Raw genomic sequence first — 22550 nt, 5'->3', positions numbered from 1 at the left:
GTTCATAAAAAAAACAGCATTACAAAACAACTTAAATTCAATTGTTTTGTAATGTTGCTTTTTTGTTTCATCTTTTTAGAAGTGTTACAGGAGGAATAAAAAATATTAGAAAATCTAGTTTAGCGCTACTCTTAAAAGATATGAGTCCGCAGTTATGTATAACATAGATTCATCGGCATTCAAAGCACAATTTGATGTGCGTTCTCCTGTTTTTATTACTCCTAAAAATTCTTCTTCAGCACTAAAAATGAAAACCCCACCAGGTCCCGAAGCATAAATGGTTCCATTCTTACCAACTTTTAGTCCATCCGGAAGTCCCAATTCTCCTTTTTTTATTCTTTCTGAAGCATCAAGTATAACACGGCCATTGGTAATTAGTCCATCCTTGGTTACATCGAAAGCTTTCCAAATGGGTCTTTCTTTAAGTGAATTGGCAATGTAGAGTGTCTTTTCATCTGGCGAAAATGCAATTCCATTAGGGCGTTCAAACTCATCTGTTAAGAGTGTCACTTTTCCATTTTTACTCAATCGAAATACTCCTTGAAATGATAGTTCCTTTTCTGAATCATTCATCCGTTTAGGTAAACCATACGGAGGATCGGTAAAATACAAATCACCATTGTTCATATAATCCAAATCATTTGGGCTATTAAGTCTTTTTTCATTATATGCATCAACTAATGTAATGAAAGATGCCTCTGGCTTACTTAATGAACTATTCATACGAACAATTTTACGGTCACCATGTTGACATAATACTAATGCCTCGTTTTCATCAAGTATAAGTCCATTAGAGCCAGGTTCTGTTCCTGTGAAATTTTCCCCTAGAAACCCTGAAGGTTTCAAATACAATTTGGAGTCTTCTCCTTCTTTCCAAGCATAGATTGAGTTTCTTGGAATATCGCAATACAATAATATCTGCTCAGATTCTACCCAAAGAGGACCTTCAGTCCAGTCATGTCCCTTAGCAAGTATTTCTACCTTAGCATCATTTGAAACAATCGACTCCATTTTTGAATTAATCACTTCAATGGATGCTCCTGCTAATACAGGATATTCTGTTTTTGGATGACTAACCTCTTTTACTTTTTTTTTCTTTGTTTCACAGCTTAATGAAAAAGCGATGATTATGAATATTGATAAAATTCTTAACATGTTGATTGTTTTTGTTTGCTAATATACTATTCTATTTTTGTAGACGACGGTCCTGCATAAGACTCTTTAAGTCCTCCCATATCTATCACTATTTTTTGAATGACCATACCTTGTGTATCTCCCATAATTTTTAAAGTATGCTTCCCTGCTTTGTCTACGTAGATTTTAGACATTTCTAAAGCTGTATTACTAAATACATTTTCTTTCCATGCATCTGAATATTCTCTAACTGTAATATCGTGTCGTTTTGAAATGCCATCATCAATTTTAAGGGTATAACTAGCTTTTTCTAATGGGTTAAGTGGAAATACCGGAAGCGAATACACATATACTTTTACCCAACCTGTATTAAACGTATAAAAATCATATTCTACACTGGCATTACTTTTTGTTAGTGGGTTTCTGTCTCTTTGTAAAGGCGCTCCAAACTGTACAGATTTATTTTCTATACCCAGACCATTAATCACAATTGTTTTATCACTACTTTTTTCATTAGTTCTATGGAAATCGGCAGCAGGAATAGAAATGTATCCGTTTTGTTCTACAAAAAGTCCTTTTAAGTAAGTACTAGCAACTTCTTTAGGTTTGAAAGTAGCTATGTTTACTTTTTCTTTTTGTTTTCCAAATGTAAACTCAATGTTTCCAAATATATTTTCACCGTTAGGTCGTTTACTCCAATCTATAGAAACAGATAGTCTTTGTTCATCTTTAGTTTTTCCGGAAGAATTAGAAAGTTTAATCCAATCTGCACTAGTTGTAGCAGACCATTTAAGGTTTCCTTTTCCTTTGTTAACGACATCTATATAATAAGTTTTATTCGCATAAGCGTTAAATGTAGGTAAGCTAGTATGTGCCGTTTTATTACCCTTAAGTTCCTCATGACCTTCAGGATAAACTCCTAAAGATGGTTTTTCTTTTAACGAAATCGTTTTTAATTCGGGCATTAGATGCGTGGCAGAACGTCCTTGTTTTACAGACATCATATTATCCCATTTTCCATCTAATAATGTGTTATAGCCATTTGTGATTAAATCTAAACTATCTGAATATTGTTTTGCTAAGCCTGCTAACTCATTCGTTTTTGAACGTCCTTGTTGCGCATACATTCTGTTTTTATGAGCAGTTAGCATTTTTTTATTCATTAAATCGGCTCCTTTTATAGGGTAATATACCAGTTGGTAAAAAGCAGGTTTTAATTCCGGACTTAATTTATCCAGAATATTTGTGGCTTTTTCAGCAATACTGTTATACGCTTTTAATCGATTTTCAACTTCATTATAATTATTAAACGAGAACTTGGTATCTACAAGAGTTTCATAATGATTATTATGACCACTATATTCGTAACCAAAGCCCATATATTCTGGTTTTCTTATAAAGGCTTGATGGTAAAACGTATTCCATATGTCTTTAAGTTCCTTAATATATGTTTCTCCAAAAATTTCAGCCGTCCAATTGGCATGGTGTTCATAAAGATTATTATAGTTAAAAGCATCTATATCCCACGCCATATCAAGGAATAACTCGGTAGAATATTCGCAAGATTTAATATCACCAACATTTAAAATCCAAATACGGTCTGCACCTGTATTATAAGCTTTAGACATTTCTTCGTACATATGGTTTGGAGGTGTTGTACTCATCCATAAATTATTATGAGGTTCGCCTAAATATGAAACATGGTAATACACACCGGAACCACCAGAACGTTTTTGTTCTTCTTGGGTGCTTAAACGTTTTATATAACCATAATTATCATCTGGCCAAACAACTGTAACCTCTTCTGGAAGTTCTACCCCCATTTCATAAATATCCATAACTTCTTTATACGGAATTAAAACTTGAGGAATATCTTCAATATTTGTATCTATATATTTTTCTAATAGTTTTCGTTGATCCCTAATGGCGTTTTCAAGAATTTCTACCTTTTCTTGTTGACTCATGTTGCCTATCATGCCTTCATCATGCATGCCTCTTAATGCTAATGTGTATATGTTTTCATAAGGTGCATTAGATTTTACACGTTTTTCTAATTGATTTATAATCCCTTCTTTATTTGTTTTGTAATCCCATTCTCCCATGGTTTCCTTATCCCATTCTGTAGCATTATTAAAAAGTAAAGGCTCACAATGTGCAGATCCCATAAGAATTCCATAATCATCTGCTACAAGTTTGTTTTCTGGGTATTTATTAAAAGCACCAGTAACCTCATGCATTGCAGGCCACATATAATTAGCTTTTAATCTAAGCATTAGTTCAAAAACTTTGGCGTAGGTTTTTGGACCAATATCATTTAATTCTGGATCTATAAGTTTTGAAGCCCAAGGTTTTAATCCCCAGTCTTCATCATTTAAAAAGATACCTCTGTATTTTACAGATGGTGCTTTCGAAACAACAGTTTCTGAACTTAAATTAATATAATTTTGTTTAATTACTGGTATATCTGCCCACCAATACCAAGGTGAAACGCCAATAGATTCTGATATAGAAAAAACACCATAAGCGGTTCCACGTCGATTACTTCCCGCAATGACTAAGGCTTTTCCTCCTTTTGAAAAAGGGTTATCTATGGTTTTTATAACGTAGCGTTCCCATTTTCCTTTAATTTGGTTTATTTCAGGATGCGTTTCAGCCAGTTCATCAATAATCTTACTTTTACCGATTGTTCCAATAATGACAATATTTCCTTTTAAGTTATTTTGTGAAGTAGCTATCTCTGGTTTTGTTTGGGTGACTAAACCAATATCGTTCGAAAATAGATTTGCAGCTTTACTTATAAGTATATCGTCTGCTTTATCATAATAAATTTGAATACTTTGATTTGGTGCTGATAAAACAAAGTCTTTTTGGTTATTCGTTGGCGCATTACTTACGTTTAATTGTGCAATAAGGGCGTAAGGAAGCATAAAAAATGATAAAACTATTTTTTTCATAATATGTTCAATAAGGAGGGTTTTTACTATCAAAGATTCATGTAAATCCAAATATACAAAATTAAAACAAACGTTTGTTTTAATTAGTTGTGAGATATTAGTTTTGAGTTTGACTTTATTTTAAATAATAACTAAATTAATTTTTCAAGCTCCAAGAAGTTTCATGGCCTTCTTAATGCCTTTTGTAGCTGTTTCAGGAATAACGGTTAAATACTGCTTGCTTTCGACATTCGGCTTTGGGTCAATAAAATATGTTAAGGAGTTTTCAGGCACATAATGCATTAAACTGGCTGCAGGATAAACTTGCATAGAGGTGCCAATAATTATAAGGATATCAGCCGTTTCACATATTGTTACGGCTTTTTCTATCATAGGTACATCTTCGCCAAACCATACAATATCTGGTCGTAATTGGTGTCCGTTAGAGTCTGTATCGCCTAACACTAAATCGGTTTTCCAATCTTGTACATCGTTTCTGTTAACGGTGCTTCTAACTTTTAGGAGTTCGCCATGTAAATGAATGACGTTTGTGCTACCTGCACGTTCGTGTAAATCGTCTACATTTTGAGTGATGATGCTTACTTTATAATTGTTTTCAAGTTTCGCCAAATTAAAATGTGCTGTGTTTGGTTTTACTTTAAATAATTGTTTTCGGCGTTGGTTATAAAAATCTAATACCAATTCTGGGTTGGCAGCAAAACCTTCTGGTGTTGCTACTTCTGCAACATTATGCCCTTCCCATAAACCATCGGCATCTCTAAAGGTTTTTATGCCGCTTTCGGCACTCATGCCAGCGCCTGTAAGTACTACTATATGTTTCTTCATGAAATAAAGATAAGTTTTTTTCATTTCCGTAAAAACGAAAATCTTATAGTTTTAAAGCAAAAAACTTTATTAATTTTGAAACATGATTGATTTAAAACTTTTAGAGCATTTAGAAACTTACCTTACAGATTCTCGCAAAGAAAAATTTTTAAAAGTATTACAACAGCGTACTAAACATTTTACGGTAGCAACTGAAGATGTGTATCAATTACATAATACCAGTGCGGTAATGCGTAGTTGCGATGTTTTTGGTATACAGGAGTTACATATTGTTGAAGAGCAAAATTCTAAGCAAATAGATAGAGAAATTGCTATGGGAGCTCAAAAATGGGTTGATTTAAATAGATATACTCATGTTAAAGATTGTATAGCAGGTTTAAAAGAAAAAGGCTATCAAATTGTTGCTACCACACCGCATACTGATGATTGTTTGTTACATGAGTTTGATGTAACGAAGAAGTCTTGTTTTTTCTTTGGAAGGGAAACCGAAGGACTTTCTAAAGAGGTGTTAGACGAAGCTGATGTGTTTATGAAAATACCAATGGTTGGTTTTACCGAGAGTTTAAACATATCTGTAAGTGCTGCTATTACTTTACAGCATGTAACGACCAAGTTAAAACAAACCGATATTAATTGGCAGCTTACTGAATCTGAACAATTAGAAAAACGATTAGATTGGTGTAAAAAAACGATTAAGAGTTATGATGAGATATTTGAACGTTTTTATAGTGTTTAATGTTTAAGCATAAAAAAAAGAGACTTTAGTTAAAAAGCCTCTTTTTTTATATTGTGACAAGGAATTAAATCTTTCTACTTCTGCCTCTGCTTAATACTTTGTATTCTTCATAGCATTCGCTAATGGCATCGAGTATTTGTAAATCGTTAGCGGTTTGTATAAACCCTTTAGAATAATTACAATGACTTACTATTTCATCTAAATCTACACGGTCTACTTGTAGTAAAACGGTAAGCATTTCTCTGTCAAAACGCGATGCTAAAAGATTTCTAATTTCATCATCTTCCTTCATCTTTTTAAGCTTACGCAGCTCATTTGGTTTTTTACCAAACATGCGGTGTAGAAAATCGGCAGGATTAAAAATAGAACCTATAATTTTACTTACAGCTCCAGGAGAACTCGCTTCGTAACCTGTGCTTAACCCAGAAATGCTATAACGGTAATTGTTATTAATAATGGGGACTTGCTTAATGTCTACTTCTAAATAGCCCGTTAGTTTTAATTGATTTACAACCACTTCTTCAAGTGCAAGGGCTAATTCTGTTAATTCAATTTTAGAACTTCCAAACTTTAACCAGTCATTAGTAACTCTTACTTTTATAGATTTAAACCCTAAATAAGAAAGGTGTAATGTATCGTTCGCTTTCGCAGAAATTTCAAATTCCCCTTTTTTGTTAGTTGTTGTACCTACAACCTGATTAAGGTTAACAATATTTACGCTTTCTAAAGGTTTATCTGTTGAAGAATTAATAATAACACCTATAACTTTATCTGCTTCTTGTGCCATAGTAAATGCAGAAGTCGCTAATAGTATAAATAGGAGTAGGGTATTCTTCATAGGTTTGTCTTTATCAACGCTAATTTTGTTATAAAAGTACTAAACTAAATAACAAAATAGCGCCAACAAGTTTTATTTTGACTAAAAATTAACATAAACGTTTAATTCTATCTACGTGAACGTCTTGGTCTGTCTGAACCAGAATAGTTCGATTTAGAATCAGAACCAGAGCGTCTTTCAGATCTGTTAGGACCTGAATTACTAGATTTAAAATCGCCACCAGAACGTCTTGGTCTAGAAGAATCATTTCTAGAGCCAGAGCGTCTTTCGCCACCGCCACGTCTATCATCACGACGTCTGCCGCCACCGCCACTGCGTCTATCGTTACGTCTTCTACCACCACCGCGGTTTTCAGATACTTCAACGTTTACAAAACGACCTTCATGCTTATAGTCTGTAAAGAAAGCTAGTACTTTCTCTTTTTGTTCATTTTCGGTATTAAAGAAAGAGAAACTCTCTTTAACTTCAACTTTAAAAACATCGTCTCTACCTAGCTCAAGTACTTCTTTTAAGAAATCTTTTAACTTCATCCAATCAAAACCATCTTTACTACCAACGTTAATAAAATAACGTGTTGAGTTCGATTTTCCTCCAAAGTCTCTACCGCCTTCTCTATCTCTAGAGCCTTCAGCAACATTTAAGTTTTTAGATTTTTGGTAGTAATTGTAGAAACGTGTAAACTCTACCGAGAAGAATTTTTTAATCAATTCATCTTTATCAGTATCAACAAACAATTCGTTAATACTCGTTAAATGCTTATCAATTTCGTGATTAATCTCTGTATTGTGAATTTTATTAGCAAGCGACATTAATTGTACTTGGCAAATTTCAGATCCATCAGGAATGTCTTTTTTCTCAAACTGGCGTTTAATAATACGCTCAATACTTTTTATTTTACGAACTTCACTTTTAGATACAATAACCATAGAAACACCTGTTTTACCAGCACGTCCTGTACGTCCAGAACGGTGTGTGTAAGTTTCAATTTCATCAGGTAATTGGTAGTTTATAACGTGTGTAATATCGTCTACATCAATACCACGAGCAGCAACATCGGTAGCTACAAGCATTTGTATTTGTTTGTTTCTAAACGATTTCATGACAATGTCACGTTGATTCTGACTTAAATCGCCGTGTAAAGCGCCAGCGCTATACCCATCTTCAATTAAGTTTTCGGCAACTTTTTGAGTATCACGTTTTGTTCTACAGAAAATAACAGAAAATATATCAGGATTGGCATCCGATAAACGTTTTAAAGCTTGGTAACGATCTCTAGAATTAACTAAATAGTATTCATGAGATACGTTGCTTGTACTTTCATTTTTATTACCAACAGTGATTTCCTGTGGGTTAGACATGAATTTTTTAGCAATAGTTGCCACTTCTCTTGGCATGGTTGCAGAAAACAACCAAGTGTTTTTATCTTCAGGAGTATGCGAAAGAATATCGGTAATATCCTCTTTAAAACCCATGTTTAGCATTTCGTCAGCCTCATCTAAAACACTGTATTGTATTTTAGAAATATCAACCATGCGTCTGCTAATCATATCTTTCATACGTCCAGGTGTAGCCACAATAATTTGTGCGCCTCTTTTAACCTCTCTTGCTTGGTCCGATATGCTCGATCCACCATAAATAGCAACTACGTTAAGTCCTTTACAGTACTTACCATAAGCTTTCATTTCGTTGGTTATTTGTAAACAAAGTTCACGTGTAGGCGATAAAATAAGACCTTGTGTGGTTCTGCTATCTACATCAATTTTCTCTAACATAGGAAAACCAAAGGCTGCTGTTTTACCAGTTCCTGTTTGTGCTAATGCAACTAAATCGGTTTCCGATTCTAATAAAATTGGGATTGCTTTTTCTTGAACTTCACTTGGTTTAATAAAACCTAAATCTGTAATAGCTCGTAAAAGGTCGTCATTTAGACCTAATTCTTGGAATGTGCTCATTTTTGTATAAGTATTCGATTATGTTATGTGGTGTTACATAAAGAAGCGAATCGACATACTTAAACATTAAACCTCTCGTAACACATCCTCACTCTGAGGAATTTAAACTCGTTTTTCAGATTTCAAGGCGCAAAGATAAGCTTTTATTTCAATAAACAATTTTTAAGCGTTTTAACACGCTTTACTCATACTCTAATATTTTAAATTTTGGAAATTGTGAATATAAATATTTTACTACTCGTTCCATCCATTGTCGGGCAGTTCAAATCAAGCCGTTAAATCTTTAATACGTTTTTTTTAAAGAGGTTCGTTTATCAACGTCGTTAAGCGAAGGTAGTCGAAAATTTTACAAAATCAAGTTTCACCAAAATATAAAAACATTCCTTTACGCCTTTATTTGACAAGTATAAAGCGATTTCTAGTTACTTAGAAATGACACGTGGATTTAAAATTTATGATTTCCTCAAATTTCCAATCCGTTGCAAAAGTGTAGGATGTGAGTAATGCATAAACACATACGCTTTATGAGGCGTTAAATTACTCAAACTATTTTTAGATAATTTTTTAAGTGAGGTAATTAAAGGTTCTGCTTTAAAAGTGTTTTTAGCATAATCATCGGCTTGATATTCAAACTTTCTAGAAAACAAATTCATAATCAACCCGGTAATTTCAGAAATAGGTGAGTAGAGTAGTCCAAAAGCAATCAAACCAATATGAAAACTAGGAATTTCAACACCCAAAGCATTCGATAATAACGGATTTGAAATAAATAGAGATAAAATGAATAAAGTTAATCCCGTCAATAAAATCGAAGCAAATAGGTTGAAAATAATGTGTTTCTTTTTATAATGTCCTACTTCGTGAGCTAAAACAGCAACAATTTCATCTTCATCTAAATCATTAATTAATGTATCATAAAGTGTTACACGTTTTTCACTTCCAAAACCAGAAAAATAAGCATTGGCTTTGGTGCTACGTTTAGAGCCGTCAATTACAAATATTTTGTCTAATTTAAAGCCAACAGTATCAGCATATGCGGCAATTTTATCACGTAAACTACCTGCTTCTAAAGGTGTTTGTTTATTAAAAAGCGGAACAATAAGTTTAGAATAAAACATATTCATAAATAATGAAAACACAGCAACTAATGCCCAAGCGTATAGCCAAAAATGTGTTCCAGTAACTTGATAAAACCAAATAATGAGAGCTAAAATACCGCCACCAACAATAGCCATCATTAACCAGCCTTTTACTTTGTCTAAAAAGAAAGTTTTAACAGTTGTTTTGTTAAATCCGAATTTTTCTTCAATAACAAATGTGCTATAATAGGAAAAAGGAGTGGTTAAAATATCGCTACCAATCATAATAATTCCGAAGAAAAATAATGCGACAAGAATGGGGTTTTCAGAATAGCCTCTAGCTATATTGTCTATAAATTCGAAACCATCAAACAATAGAAACCCTAAGGTTAATAGAATGGAAAACGTTGAGGTTATAATTCCAAATTTATACTTGGTGGCTTTATAGTTTTGTGATTTTTTATATTCGGTGTCATCATAAACATCTTGTAATTCTTCAGGAAGTACATCATTGTAATGTTTCGCATTTAAAGCATCTAGAATTTTATCAACTACAAAATTGATAATTATTATAGCTATGATGATGTAAAAAAGAGTATTTTCTGTCATGTTATAGTTTAATTAGGTCTTCGACTGTTGTCTTCTACTGATAATAGAAACATCATTAAAATCCCCGTTGTCTTTTCGCTTCAAAAATAAGAATTCCTGCAGCAACCGATACATTCATAGAATCTATTTCCCCCTGCATAGGGATAATAATGTTTTGAGTTGCGTTTATACGCCACTCTTCACTTAAACCTGTGGCTTCTGTACCTACAACAATAGCAGTCGGTTTGGTATAATCTTGTGTGTGATACTCAACAGACTCTTGTAAAATTGCTGTATAAATATTTATGTTTTTAGCTTTTAAAAAGTCAATAATTTCTGTTGTAGTTCCTGTTACTATTTGGTTAGTAAACACACAACCCACACTAGAACGAATAATATTAGGGTTGTATAAATCAGTTTTTGGGTTGGCAATAATAACGGCATCCACATTAGCTGCATCGGCAGTTCTTAAAAGCGCACCAATATTACCAGGCTTTTCTGGAGCTTCGGCAACTAAAATTAAAGGATTTTTAGTTTTAAATGTTGATTCGTTTATATTGTGGTTTTTGCTTTTAGCTACAGCAATTACACCTTCAGTAGTGCTTCTATATGCTAATTTTTGGTACACATCTTTAGAAACTTCTATGAAGTTAATATCTTGAAATACTGATTCGTTTATCTGTTCCTTAGAAATAATATCAGGATTAAATAAAATAGATGCTAACTCATAACCACCTTTTAACGCTAATTTAATTTCACGTTCGCCTTCAATTAAAAATAAACCGCTTTTTTTACGTTCGCGCGATTTGTCTTTTAATTGAACTAGTTGTTTTATAAACGGATTTTGTATACTAGAAATTTCTTTATTCATCTCAGGCAAATATAATTTAATTATAATGATTCAGATTCAAAATAATTTACCAATAAAGCCACTACATAACTATAACTCCCCATGCCTTTACTTTGTTGGTTAGCTTTTAAAAAGCTACCATAAAACAGTTTAAAAAAAGGTTCGGTTGGGTTTTGGTGTGCTTCCCAAAAGTCGCGTGTTTCTTTATAGTTTTTTAGAATGCCTTTGTTTACATCAGAAAAGAGGTCTTCATATAAACAAGAGTCGCGTCTGTAAATTTCATTTAAGCAAAAACGTAAAGCAAATGTGTAACCTGCATATTTAAAATAGATATTATCATGGTTTATGGCCGCTAAGCAACCAATAAAGTTGGCTTCATTTTCGGCAGCATAACCTAATTGATGCGCCATTTCATGTGTTGTTGTGGTTGGAGATTTAAAATCAGGAATTAAGGCGTTTACCTGAGCTTCGTTGGTTAACGGATTCAAATACCCACTAAACCCCATATATGTTAACGGGTAACTAAATAACGATTTTTTAATGCTTTTAGGTTTGTATTCTAAATTAGGAAATATCTGTTTTAAATTTTTATAGCCTTCAGGAGCTAGTTTGAAAGCTGTTTTTTTATTAAAAGGCATTTTAATTTTAACCGTGTCATTTTTTGTAATTTCTAAATGAATTGCATTCGATGTCTCTAATAATTTTTCAGTAACAACAATCAATTCTTCAGTGGTATAATCGCTTTTTAAATTTAAATTTTTATGCAATGGCAATCGGTAATAATTTAAGCCCCAAAATAAATGAAAAGCAAAATAAATAATCGATAAGGCCGAAAACACATCAATAAACCAGTGTTTAGTGTCTTTTCTTAGCCTTTTTCTATTAAGAAAAAACCACCTGATACTATAAATAATAGCAAGGGTATAAATTAAATCACCAAACGAAAAAGGTATCCAGTCTAAAAAAAATCGAAACGTTTTCGAAATATAGGGATATAAACCATTGCTGTAATAAGTTTCAATAAAATCCGGGTAATTAGATAGTAATTTGACTATTAAATATTGCGGAATTAATAGTAAAGCAATAATGGTTTTTTTCTTTTTCAACATACTTCAAAAGTAATAAAATGTTTATTAATCCTGATTAGATATGTTACCTTTGTAGAACTTAAATAATAGATTTATGAGCTCAGAAATAAGACAACTTCAACCGCAACAACTTTGGAATAAATTTGCCGATTTAAACGCTGTTCCACGACCTTCAAAAAAAGAAGAACGTGTTATTGCTTTTATGAAAGATTTTGGTAAAAGCTTAAACCTTGAAACTATTGAAGATGAAGTAGGGAACGTTATTATAAAAAAGCCAGCTACTGCTGGTATGGAGAATAGAACCACTGTGGTTTTGCAATCGCATTTAGACATGGTACATCAAAAAAATAACGATACCGTTTTTGATTTCGATACGCAAGGAATAGACATGTATGTAGATGGCGATTGGGTAAAAGCAAAAGGAACGACACTTGGTGCCGATAACGGTTTAGGTGTTGCAACCATTATGGCTATTTTAGAAAGCACAGATATTGAGCATCCAGACATTGAAGCTTTATTTACTATTGATGAAGAAACTGGTATGACAGGTGCTATGGGTTTAAAAGGTGGTTTGCTTTCTGGTGGAATACTTTTGAATTTAGATACAGAAGAAGATAATGAAATTGGTGTAGGTTGTGCAGGAGGTATAGATGTTACTGCAACAAGAAGTTATGATGAAGAAGAAACGCCTGAATTTAAAATAGGCTATAAAGTAACGGTTAAAGGTTTACAAGGTGGACATTCAGGGATGCAAATTCATGAAGGTTTAGGAAATGCTAATAAAATAATGAACCGTGTTTTGTTTGATGGTTTTGAAAATTTTGGTTTAAGAATTTCAGAAGTTGATGGTGGTAGTTTACGTAATGCCATTCCACGAGAGAGTAATGCTATTGTTGCTATTGATGCTATTCATGAAGATGCTTTTTTATTAGAAATGGCATTAATGTCAACAACAATAAAAAAGGAGCTTAAAACCATGGAACCTGATTTAGAAATTGTAGTTTCTAAATGTGAAGCACCTGAAAAAATAATGGATTTAGGTGTTCAAGAAGGATTAACAAGAGCTATTTATGCAGCTTGTAATGGTGTTTATAGAATGAGCGCCGATATTCCTGATTTGGTTGAAACGTCTAATAATGTAGCGCGCGTAATTGTTAAAGATGGTGACGTTAAAATAGGTTGTTTAACACGCTCATCTGTTGAAAGTGCTAAATGGGATTTGGTAAATACGCTTCGTGCAACATTTGAACTTACTGGTTGTGAAGTTGATGCTTCTGGAGATTATCCAGGATGGAAACCTAATATGGATTCTCCTATTTTAAAAGTATTATCTAGAATTTATAAAGATATGAATGGGGAAGAAGCACACGTTGCTGCTTGTCATGCAGGATTAGAATGTGGTATTCTTGGAACTAATTACCCAGAGATGGATATGATTAGTTTTGGACCTAATATAAAAGGAGCACACTCACCAGATGAACGTGCTCAAATTTCTTCTGCTCAAAAATATTGGAAATTTGTATTGGAGATTTTGAAGCAAATTCCTGTGAAATAAATTTTATATTTTACTTATAAAATCTAAAAAAAAGGTTTATTTATCTAAGTTGTTTCAACCCCTCATAAACTATAATACTAACAGCATTAGCAAGATTCAAACTTCTAACATGTTCGCTATATAAAGGAATTTTAAATAGTGAATTACTATAAGTTTCGTTAATAGATTTTGGTAGTCCTACCGATTCTTTTCCGAAAATTAAAAACATATCATCCTCATAAGGAATATCCCAATGGTTTTTGTTTCCATGACTGGAAAGAAATGCCATTTTTTTGTCTTTGTGTTTGCTGAAAAACTCATCAATGTTATCGTAATAAGTAACCTGTAAATGTTGCCAATAATCTAAACCGGCACGTTTTAAACGCGAGTCGCTAATTTCAAAACCAAAAGGTTTTACTAGGTGTAAATGAGAACCAGAAGCTAAAGCTAATCTACCTATGTTTCCGGTATTATTTGGTATTTCTGGTTCTATTAAAACAATGTTTAAAGGCATGTTTATTTAATATAATGAGTGATAAAACAAAAACCTATTCTAAATAGAATAGGTTTTTATATAATATATTTTTGAGATTTTATTCCTCAATTTGAGGTTTTCCTATTTCGTCAATTTCTTCAGCAGCACTTCCCTTAGGATCTGGTCCCCATTTATTTGGGCCTACTTCTCCATTAGTTACAGCAAGAATGAAGCTATAAATAGGTATTAAAAGATACCAGCCACTTTTGCCTACATCATGCATTCTTCTTACTCCAACAGCTATAGAAGGAATTAATACTGCTAATGAGTATATTGTATTTAAAATAGATAACTCAGGCACATCTAAACCTAAAGCTAAGAAAACTATACCATAAGCAATTAGGATATTGAATAAGAAGAACATCCAGTACTCTTTTCTTCTAGCACGTCCTTTAAAATCAGCATATTGCTTTAATACTTTTAAATACCATTTCATAAATATAAAATTTTGGTTAGTGATTATTATAAATCAAATATATTTAATTTAAGATAATATTTACAAATTTATCAATACTATTTGCTCCTTTATTAGTTACATGCTTTACAAAAGCACTACCAATAATAGCGCCTTTTGCATATTTTGTAGCTTGTGTAAATGTTTCATTATTACTAATTCCAAAACCTATAACTTGAGGGTTTTTTAGGTTCATATTTCCAATACGTTCAAAGTATTCAGTTTGCTCGTTTCCAAAACCAGATTGAGCACCTGTTGTACTTGCAGTACTTACCATATATATAAATCCGTTTGAAATCGAATCAATATATCTAATACGTTCATCGCTCGTTTGTGGCGTTATTAAAAATACATTGATGATTCCGTATTTTTCAAAAATGGCTTGGTATTCTTCATGATACACATCCACTGGCAAATCAGGAATAATTAAACCATCAATACCAATTTCTTGACACTTTTTACAAAAAGCTTCAACACCATATTGAAACATAGGATTAAAATATCCCATGATAATTAAAGGAATTGAAACCGTTTTACGAATGTCTTTTAATTGATTAAAAAGTACTTCGGTGGTCATGCCGTTTTTAAGAGCTTGAGTAGAACTCGCTTGTATGGTTGGGCCATCTGCTAGTGGGTCACTAAACGGGAGTCCGATTTCAATCATATCAACACCGTTTTTTTCTAAATCTTGAATGATGTTAACAGTGTCATCAATATTTGGGTAACCTGCTGTAAAGTATATTGAAAGTAGTTTCTTTTCTTCTTGTAATTTCGTATTTATCCTGTTCATTATAAATGAATATTTTTTCATTCCCTCGAAGGAGGGAATCTTTTTATTATTTTGTTAAATATATTCTGAAAGATCTTTCCAATCAGGGTTTAATCTGTTAATTAGATTAATCTTCCATTCTCGATTCCACTTTTTTATTTGTCGTTCTCTTTTTATAGAATTGTTAACGTATTTGGTTGTTTCAAAATAGACCAATTTATCAACATTGTATTTTCCGGTAAATGTTTTTAAATTATTGTTTTTATGTTGAAGTAATCTTGTTTTTAATTGTTTTGTTCTGCCAACATATATATAATACAGTATGGTTTTTATTTGTTAATATGTAAACGTAATGAATATCCATTGTTTTATTATGGGATTTCCACCTTCGCGGAAATGAAAAAAAATAAAAACTTTAAATCTTAAAATATTCAATATAATTATTCAAATCTTTATCACCACGCCCAGATAAACTCACCACAATAACATCGTTTGGTTTAAAGGTTCTTTGTTCAAAAATGGCAAGCGCATGCGAACTTTCAATAGCAGGTATAATACCTTCTAATTTACAAAGTTCTAATCCTGCATTCATTGCATCATCATCTGTAACTGCCATAAAATCGGCACGTCCTGTTTTGCATAAATGCGCATGCATAGGGCCAACACCAGGATAATCTAAACCTGCCGAAATAGAATAAGGCTCGGTTATTTGTCCATCTTTGGTTTGCATTAACATGGTTTTACAACCGTGAATAATACCTTCTTTTCCTAAAACCGAAGTTGCTGCACTTTCACCAGAATCTACTCCTAAACCAGCAGCTTCAACAGCAATTATATTAACATCTTCTTCATGTAAATAATGATAATATGTACCCGCAGCGTTACTTCCTCCACCAATACAAGCGACTACATAATCTGGATTTTCTCTGCCTTCTTGTTCTTTTAGTTGCCATTTTATTTCTTCGGAAATAACCGATTGAAAACGTGTCACCATATCAGGATATGGGTGCGGACCAATAGCTGAACCAATAATGTAATGTGTGTTTACAGGGTTGCTAATCCAATCGCGAATGGCTTCGTTAGTAGCGTCTTTTAAAGTACGACTTCCAGATAATGCAGGAACAACAGTTGCTCCAAGCATTTTCATACGTGCTACATTTGGTGCTTGACGTGCGATATCAATTTCACCCATATAAACAATACACTCTAAGCCCATTAAAGCACAAACTGTAGCTGTAGCAACACCGTGTTGACCAGCGCCTGTTTCGGCAATAATTCTAGTTTTACCTAAGCGTTTAGCCATTAATATTTGACCAATAGTATTGTTTATTTTGTGAGCACCTGTATGATTTAAATCTTCGCGCTTTAAGTAAATTTTGGTATTGTATTTTTCTGAAAGACGCTTTGCAAAATAGAGTGGGGAAGGGCGGCCTACATAATCTTTTAAAAGCTGATCGAATTCCTTTTTAAAATCTGGTTCAGCCATTACTTTTAAATAGTTTTGGCGTAACTCTTCTACATTTGGATAAAGCATTTCAGGGATGAATGCACCACCAAATTCGCCGTAATATCCTTTTTCGTTTACGTTGTAATTCATAATTTCTGTCATTCCTGCGAAGGCAGGAATCTGTTTAAATTTTTTTAAATCTTCAATATCTTTTAATCCAGGTTCTATTTCAAATTTACTATTTACATCTAATGCATAGCAATACTTTGAAGCTTCACTTTGTTGGAATTTTTTAATATCCTCAATTTGATTCAATCCAATACCACCGCTTAAAAAGAATGGCGTTGTAGAAGGATAGTTATTTAAAACACTCCAATCGAATGTGTATCCGTTGCCTCCTGGAAGTTTGCCTTTCGTGTCAAAAAGAAAATAATTTACAAAGCCTTCATAAGGTTTTAAAACACTAAAATCGAATTCGTCTTTTATTGAGAATACTTTGAAAATTTCAATGTTTTTAGATTGTAATTCTTTACAATAGTTTGGTGATTCTTCACCATGTAATTGAACAGCTTGTAAACTATGTTTGTTAATTTTATCGACAACAAAGTCTATATCTGCATCAACAAAAACACCTGTTTTCTTTATTGATTTTGGTAATTCAGGAATTATAGAATCAAAATTTCTTGCAGATTTTTCATAAAATATAAACCCAAGATAATCAGGTTGCAATGCAGCAACTTGTTTGATGTTATCTTGATGTTTCATGCCGCAAACCTTAAGAAGAAGCCTCTCCCTAGCCCTCTCAGAAGGAGAGGGAACTGATTGCGGAGTATGTCGTTTATCTTTATTCATAAGAGTGAGTGTTCTCCTCCTTTGGAGGAGTTAGAGGAGGCTTTTAATGAATTCTGTAGCGCTAGCTCCTGGGTTATCTGTTTTCATAAAGTTTTCACCAATTAAAAAACCTTGGTATCCGTATGGTTGTAATTCTTTTATAGCTTCAATATTACTAATACCACTTTCTGAAACTTTTACAAAGTCGTTAGGAATTAACGCGCTTAATGTTTTACTGGTTTCTAAACTAACGTCAAATGTTTTTAAGTTTCTGTTGTTTACACCTAGCATATCTATACTTGGCATGATAGATTTGTGTAATTCTTCTTCATTATGAACTTCTAAAAGCACATCTAAATGTAAGCTTTTTGCAAATTCTGAGAATTGCTTTATTTCTGCTTTAGTTAGAATGGCTGCTATTAATAAAATAACATCGGCACCGTAGGCTTTAGCTTCTAAAAGTTGGTATTCGTCTATGATGAATTCTTTACGTAATAAAGGCAGATTACAACTTGCTCTGGCGGTTAGTAAATCGTCTAAAGAACCTCCAAAGTATTTTCCATCTGTTAAAACAGACATTCCGCAAACACCTGCGTCTTCATAGCCTTTTGCAACGTCTTGAACGTTTAAAGTATTATTAATTACAGATTTTGAAGGAGAACGTCTTTTATGTTCGGCAATAATGCCTGATTTGCTGTTTCGTAGGTTATTTGCAAGTGATACGGTTTGTCTTTCAAATAAAACAGATTGTTCTAATTGCGATGTTGGAATGAGTTGCTTTCTTAGTGCTACTTCATTTCTTTTATCTAATGTTATTTTGTCTAAAATATTCATGCTTCAGTCTTCAGTCTTCAGTCTTCAGTAAGCAAATTGCCAACTGAATACTGTGGACTTTTTTATCTACTTAACTCAATTAATTTATCTAAACTCGTTTTTGCTTTTCCAGAAAACAATGATTCTTTAGCTATTTCGAAACCTTCTTTATGGCTAATTTGTTTGGTGGTTGCAATGGCAAGTCCTGCATTTGCACAAACGACATTGTTTTGTGCTTCGGTACCTTTATTACTAATAATATCGACAAATATTTTTGCTGCATCTTTAACGGTATCGCCTCCAAAAATAGCATCTTGTTTTATTTGTAATACTCCTAAATCTTCTGGTGAAAATATGGTTTCTGATTTATTTGATACAATCTTAGCTTTTCCTGTTAATGAAATTTCATCATAACCATCTAATGCATAAACAATATTGTAATTTTTATCTGTATTTTGATACATAAAGCTATAAAGGCGTAGTAATTCTAAATTAAAAACGCCTAACACTTGATTCTTTGGAAATGATGGGTTTACCATAGGGCCCAACATATTAAAAAATGTTTTAACACCTAGCTCACGACGAATAGGCGCCACATTTTTCATAGCTGGATGAAAAAGAGGTGCGTGTAATATGCATATTCCAGCGTTGTCTAAACAGCGTTTTAAAAAGCTTTCATCGTTAGAGAATTTTACACCTAAAGATTCCATGACATTTGACGAGCCTGACGTTGATGATACGCCATAGTTTCCATGTTTAGAAACATGAACACCTGCGCCTGCTGTAATGAAAGATGATAGTGTCGAAATATTGAAAGTGTTTTTGCCATCGCCTCCTGTTCCTACGATATCAATCGCGTTATAATCACTTAGGTTTATAGGAATACATAATTCTAAAAGCGCATCTCTAAAGCCTTGTAGTTCTTCTAAAGTAATGCTTCGCATCATGAAAACCGAAAGAAAACAAGTAATCTGACTTGGGTTATACATATCGTTTGATATGTTAACTATAACTTGTTTAGCTTCTTCACTAGAAATGGTTTCGTGATTTATTAATCTGTTTAGTATATCTTTCATAGATAAATTAGCTATTAATCCAGTTTTCTAAAATTTTCTTTCCGTCTGGTGTTAATACCGATTCTGGGTGGTATTGCACGCCTCTTACATCATATTCTCTATGGCGTAACGACATGATTTGCCCGTTTGCATCAAAAGAGGTTGCTTCTAAACTATCTGGTAAATCTGCATTTACAACCCAAGAATGATAGCGTCCTACTTCAATGTTTTTTTCTAAGCCTTTAAATATAGCCTCATCATTTACACATATGGTTACATTGGTTGCTACACCGTGATAAACATCGTCTAAATTTACTAGCGATCCGCCAAAGACTTCGCCTATGGCTTGTTGCCCTAAGCATACGCCTAAAATACTTTTTGTTGGGGCGTATCTTTCAATAATTGCTTTTAATAAACCTGCTTCATCTGGGATTCCTGGACCTGGCGATAATACAATTTTATCAAAAGGTTCTAGATCTTCCAGAGCTAATTTATCGTTTCTTACAACGGTAACATCACAATTTAAATCTTCTAGATAATGTACAAGATTGTATGTAAAACTGTCGTAATTGTCTATTACTAGTACTTTTTTATTCATTTTTTTATTTCTTTTATTTCTGTTCATTTTGTCTTGATACAAAACGAACCAAAAAATCAAATCTCTTAACTCTTAACAAGCCTGCACTGACTGTAAACTAATGACTGCCAATTGCGGACTTAGTGCGTTAGGGATTGAGCAATTGTTGGAGCTCTCCCGATTTTTCATCGGGAAGCGACTTGTGAAAGCCCGACCCTTGTGGTAACGCCATAAATTTAAACATCTTCTGCCAATTTAATTGCTTTTGTTAATGCGCCTAATTTATTGTAAACTTCTTGTAATTCGTTTTCTTGATTAGATTTTGAAACCAAACCAGCGCCTGCTTGCCAATTGAGTTTGTAATTTTTACTTAAAAAGGTTCGAATCATGATGGCGTGATTAAAATTACCATCGAAATCCATAAAACCAATAGCACCACCGTAATAACCACGACTTGTTTTTTCGTATTGCTCGATAAGTTGCATGGCTCTGTGTTTTGGAGCACCACTTAAAGTTCCAGCAGGAAACGTGTCGGCCACCACTTGCATGGTAGAGGTTTCTTTGTGTTTTTGACCTGTAACTTTACTGACTAAATGGATGACGTGCGAGAAAAATTGAACTTCGCGATAGGTAACTACTTTTACTTCGCTGCCGTGGCGACTTAAATCGTTTCTAGCTAAATCGACCAACATGACGTGTTCGGCATTTTCTTTGTCGTCTTTTTTTAGTTTTTCTGCTAAAATTTCATCTTTTTGCTCGTCTCCAGTTCTTTTAAAGGTTCCTGCTATGGGGTGTATTTCGGCTAAACCATCATCAACTATAAGTTGTGCTTCTGGCGAGCTTCCAAAAATTTTGAAATCGCCATAATCGAAATAAAATAGGTAAGGTGACGGGTTAATACTTCTTAAGGCACGATATACATTAAAATCGTCTCCTGTGAATTCTTGTGAAAAACGTCTTGATAATACTAATTGAAAAACATCTCCGCGTTGGCAATGTTTTCTAGCTAATTCGACATGTTCTCTAAATTCATCATCGGTTAGGTTGGAGTTGATATCTCCTTTTGAATTAAAATTATAGGATGCGAAATTCTGAACGTTTATCAGTTTATCAATATCATGAATATTATTTTCGGTGTCTTCATAACAATGTGCAAAAATATAGGCTTCGTTTTTAAAATGATTTATGGCAATAATATTTTTGTAAACAGCATAATAAACATCTGGAATAACAACCGAATCGTCTTTTTTACTAATTTCTACATCTTCAAAGTATCGAACAGCATCATAGGCTGTGTATCCAAAAATTCCGTTGTTAATGAATTTGAAGTCTTCATCGGTAGTGACATCAAATCGTTTTGTGAATTTATGGATTTCGTTCGCCACATTAACATCTTCTGTGATGTTTAATGTTGTTGTGCTTCCGTCAGGAAATGTTTGAGTAATAACTTCGTTTTCAATCTTTATTGTTGCAATAGGATTGAAGCAGATATAAGAGAAGTTTTTATGACTTCGGTGGTAATCACCACTTTCTAAAAGAATACTATTTGGGTATTTGTCACGTATTTTATAATATACTGTAACTGGTGTAATGGTATCTGTTAAGATTCTTTTATTATGTGTATAAAGACTAAATTTTTCCATTTAATGTTTTTAATTTTTCTGCTTTCGCGGAAATGAAATTATTGTAATAAAAAAAGGCTTGTCGTGAATGACAAGCCTTTTGGATATTTTAAGTTTTAAATATACTAGGATTTTACTTCACGAACGTTAGTTTCGAAAGCACCACCACCAAGTATTATTTAAAATTGTATTCATTTTTGTTTTTTTAACTGGTTCAAATATAGAAATGAAAATATAATTAAACAATACTTTGAGATAATTTTTAAATAAAAGTTTGTTAAAGTGTGTATTATGCAATGAATTATTAATTAATTTTACAATTATGAAGTTAAAATTATTATTTGTTGCCATTCTTTTAATGGCTAGTTGTAAAGAAAAAAAAGCAAATATTGATATTGTTGATAAAACAATTGTAGAATCAGCAATAGATGATGCTATTGTAAATGACATTGAATTAGAAGTTTATGATTTTAATGGTTTTAAAAAGTTTTTAAACAAGAAGAATGATACTATTTATGTTATAAATTTTTGGGCTACTTGGTGTGCGCCATGCGTAAAAGAATTGCCTTCATTTGAAAAATTAAATGAGACATATGCGAATAAAAATGTCAAGGTAATTTTGGTAAGTTTAGATTTTCCGCATTTATATGATACCAAGTTGAAACCTTTTATTAAAGTAAAGAAGTTAAAATCTAAAGTAATTGCTTTAGATGATGCTGATATGAATACTTGGATTCCTCAAATAAATGAATCTTGGTCTGGGTCTATTCCAGCTACTATTATTTATAAAAACGATACGAGTAAATTCTTTGAACAGTCATTTTCATTCGAAGAATTAGAAACCGAATTAAAACCATTTTTAAATTAAT

Annotated in this window: 20 protein-coding genes and 1 pseudogene; 3 read left to right on the top strand and 18 right to left on the bottom strand. The window is 32.8% G+C overall.

The window, feature by feature from the left end; genetic code table 11:
• Positions 1–114 precede the first annotated feature (114 nt).
• The 3 genes from ACH5TW_RS04475 to ACH5TW_RS04465 all read right to left on the bottom strand — a co-directional run bounded on the left by ACH5TW_RS04475 (position 115) and on the right by ACH5TW_RS04465 (position 4913).
• The gene (locus ACH5TW_RS04475) at positions 115–1011 is read right to left on the bottom strand and encodes an SMP-30/gluconolactonase/LRE family protein (protein WP_439335279.1); all 897 of its coding nucleotides are present in this window, start codon (positions 1009–1011) and stop codon (positions 115–117) included.
• Between the two features lie 170 nt (positions 1012–1181).
• On the bottom strand, positions 1182–4088 hold the full coding sequence (locus ACH5TW_RS04470; protein ID WP_439335278.1) for a glycosyl hydrolase 115 family protein: 2907 nt from the start codon (positions 4086–4088) through the stop codon (positions 1182–1184).
• Between the two features lie 144 nt (positions 4089–4232).
• Positions 4233–4913, bottom strand: a complete 681-nt coding sequence (locus tag ACH5TW_RS04465; RefSeq protein ID WP_439335277.1) for an SIR2 family NAD-dependent protein deacylase — start codon at positions 4911–4913, stop codon at positions 4233–4235.
• Positions 4914–4995: 82 nt separating this feature from the next.
• Between ACH5TW_RS04465 and ACH5TW_RS04460 the strand changes: the two genes are divergently transcribed.
• Positions 4996–5649: a TrmH family RNA methyltransferase gene (locus tag ACH5TW_RS04460; protein WP_439335276.1), complete on the top strand. Its 654-nt coding sequence runs from the start codon at positions 4996–4998 to the stop codon at positions 5647–5649.
• A gap of 64 nt (positions 5650–5713) precedes the next feature.
• On the opposite strand, the gene ACH5TW_RS04455 is transcribed toward ACH5TW_RS04460, so the two are convergent.
• From ACH5TW_RS04455 to ACH5TW_RS04435, 5 genes are all read right to left on the bottom strand, one after another.
• Complete coding sequence (locus ACH5TW_RS04455) at positions 5714–6487, bottom strand: carboxypeptidase-like regulatory domain-containing protein (RefSeq protein ID WP_439335275.1); 774 nt, start codon at positions 6485–6487, stop codon at positions 5714–5716.
• A gap of 107 nt (positions 6488–6594) precedes the next feature.
• Positions 6595–8439 (bottom strand): DEAD/DEAH box helicase, encoded by a 1845-nt coding sequence (locus ACH5TW_RS04450; protein ID WP_439335274.1) that lies wholly within the window; start codon positions 8437–8439, stop codon positions 6595–6597.
• 452 nt (positions 8440–8891) lie between these two features.
• Positions 8892–10127, bottom strand: a complete 1236-nt coding sequence (locus ACH5TW_RS04445; RefSeq protein WP_439335273.1) for a M48 family metallopeptidase — start codon at positions 10125–10127, stop codon at positions 8892–8894.
• A gap of 55 nt (positions 10128–10182) precedes the next feature.
• Entirely contained in the window at positions 10183–10977 is a 795-nt protein-coding gene (locus ACH5TW_RS04440) for a TrmH family RNA methyltransferase (protein WP_439335272.1), read from the bottom strand.
• Positions 10978–10997: 20 nt separating this feature from the next.
• Positions 10998–12065 (bottom strand): DUF3810 domain-containing protein, encoded by a 1068-nt coding sequence (locus ACH5TW_RS04435; RefSeq protein ID WP_439335271.1) that lies wholly within the window; start codon positions 12063–12065, stop codon positions 10998–11000.
• 73 nt (positions 12066–12138) lie between these two features.
• Here ACH5TW_RS04435 and ACH5TW_RS04430 point away from each other — a divergent pair, with 73 nt between their 5' ends.
• Positions 12139–13599, top strand: a complete 1461-nt coding sequence (locus tag ACH5TW_RS04430; RefSeq protein WP_439335270.1) for an aminoacyl-histidine dipeptidase — start codon at positions 12139–12141, stop codon at positions 13597–13599.
• 40 nt (positions 13600–13639) lie between these two features.
• Here ACH5TW_RS04430 and ACH5TW_RS04425 read toward each other — a convergent pair whose 3' ends face one another.
• The 10 genes and pseudogenes from ACH5TW_RS04425 to ACH5TW_RS04380 all read right to left on the bottom strand — a co-directional run bounded on the left by ACH5TW_RS04425 (position 13640) and on the right by ACH5TW_RS04380 (position 21702).
• The gene (locus ACH5TW_RS04425) at positions 13640–14092 is read right to left on the bottom strand and encodes a tRNA (cytidine(34)-2'-O)-methyltransferase (protein WP_439335269.1); all 453 of its coding nucleotides are present in this window, start codon (positions 14090–14092) and stop codon (positions 13640–13642) included.
• A 79-nt stretch (positions 14093–14171) separates the two neighbouring features.
• Complete coding sequence (locus ACH5TW_RS04420) at positions 14172–14549, bottom strand: DUF805 domain-containing protein (protein ID WP_439335268.1); 378 nt, start codon at positions 14547–14549, stop codon at positions 14172–14174.
• Positions 14550–14592: 43 nt separating this feature from the next.
• Positions 14593–15357 carry a tryptophan synthase subunit alpha gene (trpA, locus tag ACH5TW_RS04415; RefSeq protein ID WP_439335267.1) on the bottom strand — a complete coding sequence of 255 codons (765 nt, stop codon included), beginning with the start codon at positions 15355–15357 and terminating at the stop codon, positions 14593–14595.
• A gap of 54 nt (positions 15358–15411) precedes the next feature.
• Positions 15412–15648, bottom strand: a complete 237-nt coding sequence (locus tag ACH5TW_RS04410) for a GIY-YIG nuclease family protein (protein ID WP_439335349.1) — start codon at positions 15646–15648, stop codon at positions 15412–15414.
• 103 nt (positions 15649–15751) lie between these two features.
• On the bottom strand, positions 15752–16933 hold the full coding sequence (trpB, locus tag ACH5TW_RS04405; RefSeq protein ID WP_439335348.1) for a tryptophan synthase subunit beta: 1182 nt from the start codon (positions 16931–16933) through the stop codon (positions 15752–15754).
• A gap of 42 nt (positions 16934–16975) precedes the next feature.
• Positions 16976–17548 (bottom strand): annotated as a pseudogene (locus tag ACH5TW_RS04400) (phosphoribosylanthranilate isomerase); the annotation flags it as partial.
• Between the two features lie 117 nt (positions 17549–17665).
• Positions 17666–18448: an indole-3-glycerol phosphate synthase TrpC gene (gene trpC / locus ACH5TW_RS04395; protein ID WP_439335266.1), complete on the bottom strand. Its 783-nt coding sequence runs from the start codon at positions 18446–18448 to the stop codon at positions 17666–17668.
• 62 nt (positions 18449–18510) lie between these two features.
• Entirely contained in the window at positions 18511–19503 is a 993-nt protein-coding gene (trpD, locus tag ACH5TW_RS04390) for an anthranilate phosphoribosyltransferase (protein ID WP_439335265.1), read from the bottom strand.
• Positions 19504–19510: 7 nt separating this feature from the next.
• On the bottom strand, positions 19511–20080 hold the full coding sequence (locus tag ACH5TW_RS04385) for an anthranilate synthase component II (protein WP_439335264.1): 570 nt from the start codon (positions 20078–20080) through the stop codon (positions 19511–19513).
• 215 nt (positions 20081–20295) lie between these two features.
• Positions 20296–21702 (bottom strand): anthranilate synthase component I family protein, encoded by a 1407-nt coding sequence (locus tag ACH5TW_RS04380; protein WP_439335263.1) that lies wholly within the window; start codon positions 21700–21702, stop codon positions 20296–20298.
• Positions 21703–22003: 301 nt separating this feature from the next.
• Between ACH5TW_RS04380 and ACH5TW_RS04375 the strand changes: the two genes are divergently transcribed.
• The gene (locus tag ACH5TW_RS04375; RefSeq protein WP_439335262.1) at positions 22004–22549 is read left to right on the top strand and encodes a TlpA disulfide reductase family protein; all 546 of its coding nucleotides are present in this window, start codon (positions 22004–22006) and stop codon (positions 22547–22549) included.
• The last annotated feature ends 1 nt before the right edge of the window (position 22550 follow it).

Source organism: Thalassobellus sediminis, assembly GCF_044386045.1.
Taxonomy (GTDB): domain Bacteria; phylum Bacteroidota; class Bacteroidia; order Flavobacteriales; family Flavobacteriaceae; genus Thalassobellus; species Thalassobellus sediminis.
This window is presented reverse-complemented; position numbering and strand designations above follow the sequence as displayed.

Bases quoted from the DNA above. Each gene is read 5' to 3' on its own strand.
- ACH5TW_RS04475 (WP_439335279.1), bottom strand. From the start codon at position 1,011: ATGGAGTCGATTGTTTCAAATGATGCTAAGGTAGAAATACTTGCTAAG.
- ACH5TW_RS04470 (WP_439335278.1), bottom strand. From the start codon at position 4,088: ATGAAAAAAATAGTTTTATCATTTTTTATGCTTCCTTACGCCCTTATT.
- ACH5TW_RS04465 (WP_439335277.1), bottom strand. From the start codon at position 4,913: ATGAAGAAACATATAGTAGTACTTACAGGCGCTGGCATGAGTGCCGAA.
- ACH5TW_RS04460 (WP_439335276.1), top strand. From the start codon at position 4,996: ATGATTGATTTAAAACTTTTAGAGCATTTAGAAACTTACCTTACAGAT.
- ACH5TW_RS04455 (WP_439335275.1), bottom strand. From the start codon at position 6,487: ATGAAGAATACCCTACTCCTATTTATACTATTAGCGACTTCTGCATTT.
- ACH5TW_RS04450 (WP_439335274.1), bottom strand. From the start codon at position 8,439: ATGAGCACATTCCAAGAATTAGGTCTAAATGACGACCTTTTACGAGCT.
- ACH5TW_RS04445 (WP_439335273.1), bottom strand. From the start codon at position 10,127: ATGACAGAAAATACTCTTTTTTACATCATCATAGCTATAATAATTATC.
- ACH5TW_RS04440 (WP_439335272.1), bottom strand. From the start codon at position 10,977: ATGAATAAAGAAATTTCTAGTATACAAAATCCGTTTATAAAACAACTA.
- ACH5TW_RS04435 (WP_439335271.1), bottom strand. From the start codon at position 12,065: ATGTTGAAAAAGAAAAAAACCATTATTGCTTTACTATTAATTCCGCAA.
- ACH5TW_RS04430 (WP_439335270.1), top strand. From the start codon at position 12,139: ATGAGCTCAGAAATAAGACAACTTCAACCGCAACAACTTTGGAATAAA.
- ACH5TW_RS04425 (WP_439335269.1), bottom strand. From the start codon at position 14,092: ATGCCTTTAAACATTGTTTTAATAGAACCAGAAATACCAAATAATACC.
- ACH5TW_RS04420 (WP_439335268.1), bottom strand. From the start codon at position 14,549: ATGAAATGGTATTTAAAAGTATTAAAGCAATATGCTGATTTTAAAGGA.
- trpA (WP_439335267.1), bottom strand. From the start codon at position 15,357: ATGAACAGGATAAATACGAAATTACAAGAAGAAAAGAAACTACTTTCA.
- trpB (WP_439335348.1), bottom strand. From the start codon at position 16,933: ATGAATTACAACGTAAACGAAAAAGGATATTACGGCGAATTTGGTGGT.
- trpC (WP_439335266.1), bottom strand. From the start codon at position 18,448: ATGAATATTTTAGACAAAATAACATTAGATAAAAGAAATGAAGTAGCA.
- trpD (WP_439335265.1), bottom strand. From the start codon at position 19,503: ATGAAAGATATACTAAACAGATTAATAAATCACGAAACCATTTCTAGT.
- ACH5TW_RS04385 (WP_439335264.1), bottom strand. From the start codon at position 20,080: ATGAATAAAAAAGTACTAGTAATAGACAATTACGACAGTTTTACATAC.
- ACH5TW_RS04380 (WP_439335263.1), bottom strand. From the start codon at position 21,702: ATGGAAAAATTTAGTCTTTATACACATAATAAAAGAATCTTAACAGAT.
- ACH5TW_RS04375 (WP_439335262.1), top strand. From the start codon at position 22,004: ATGAAGTTAAAATTATTATTTGTTGCCATTCTTTTAATGGCTAGTTGT.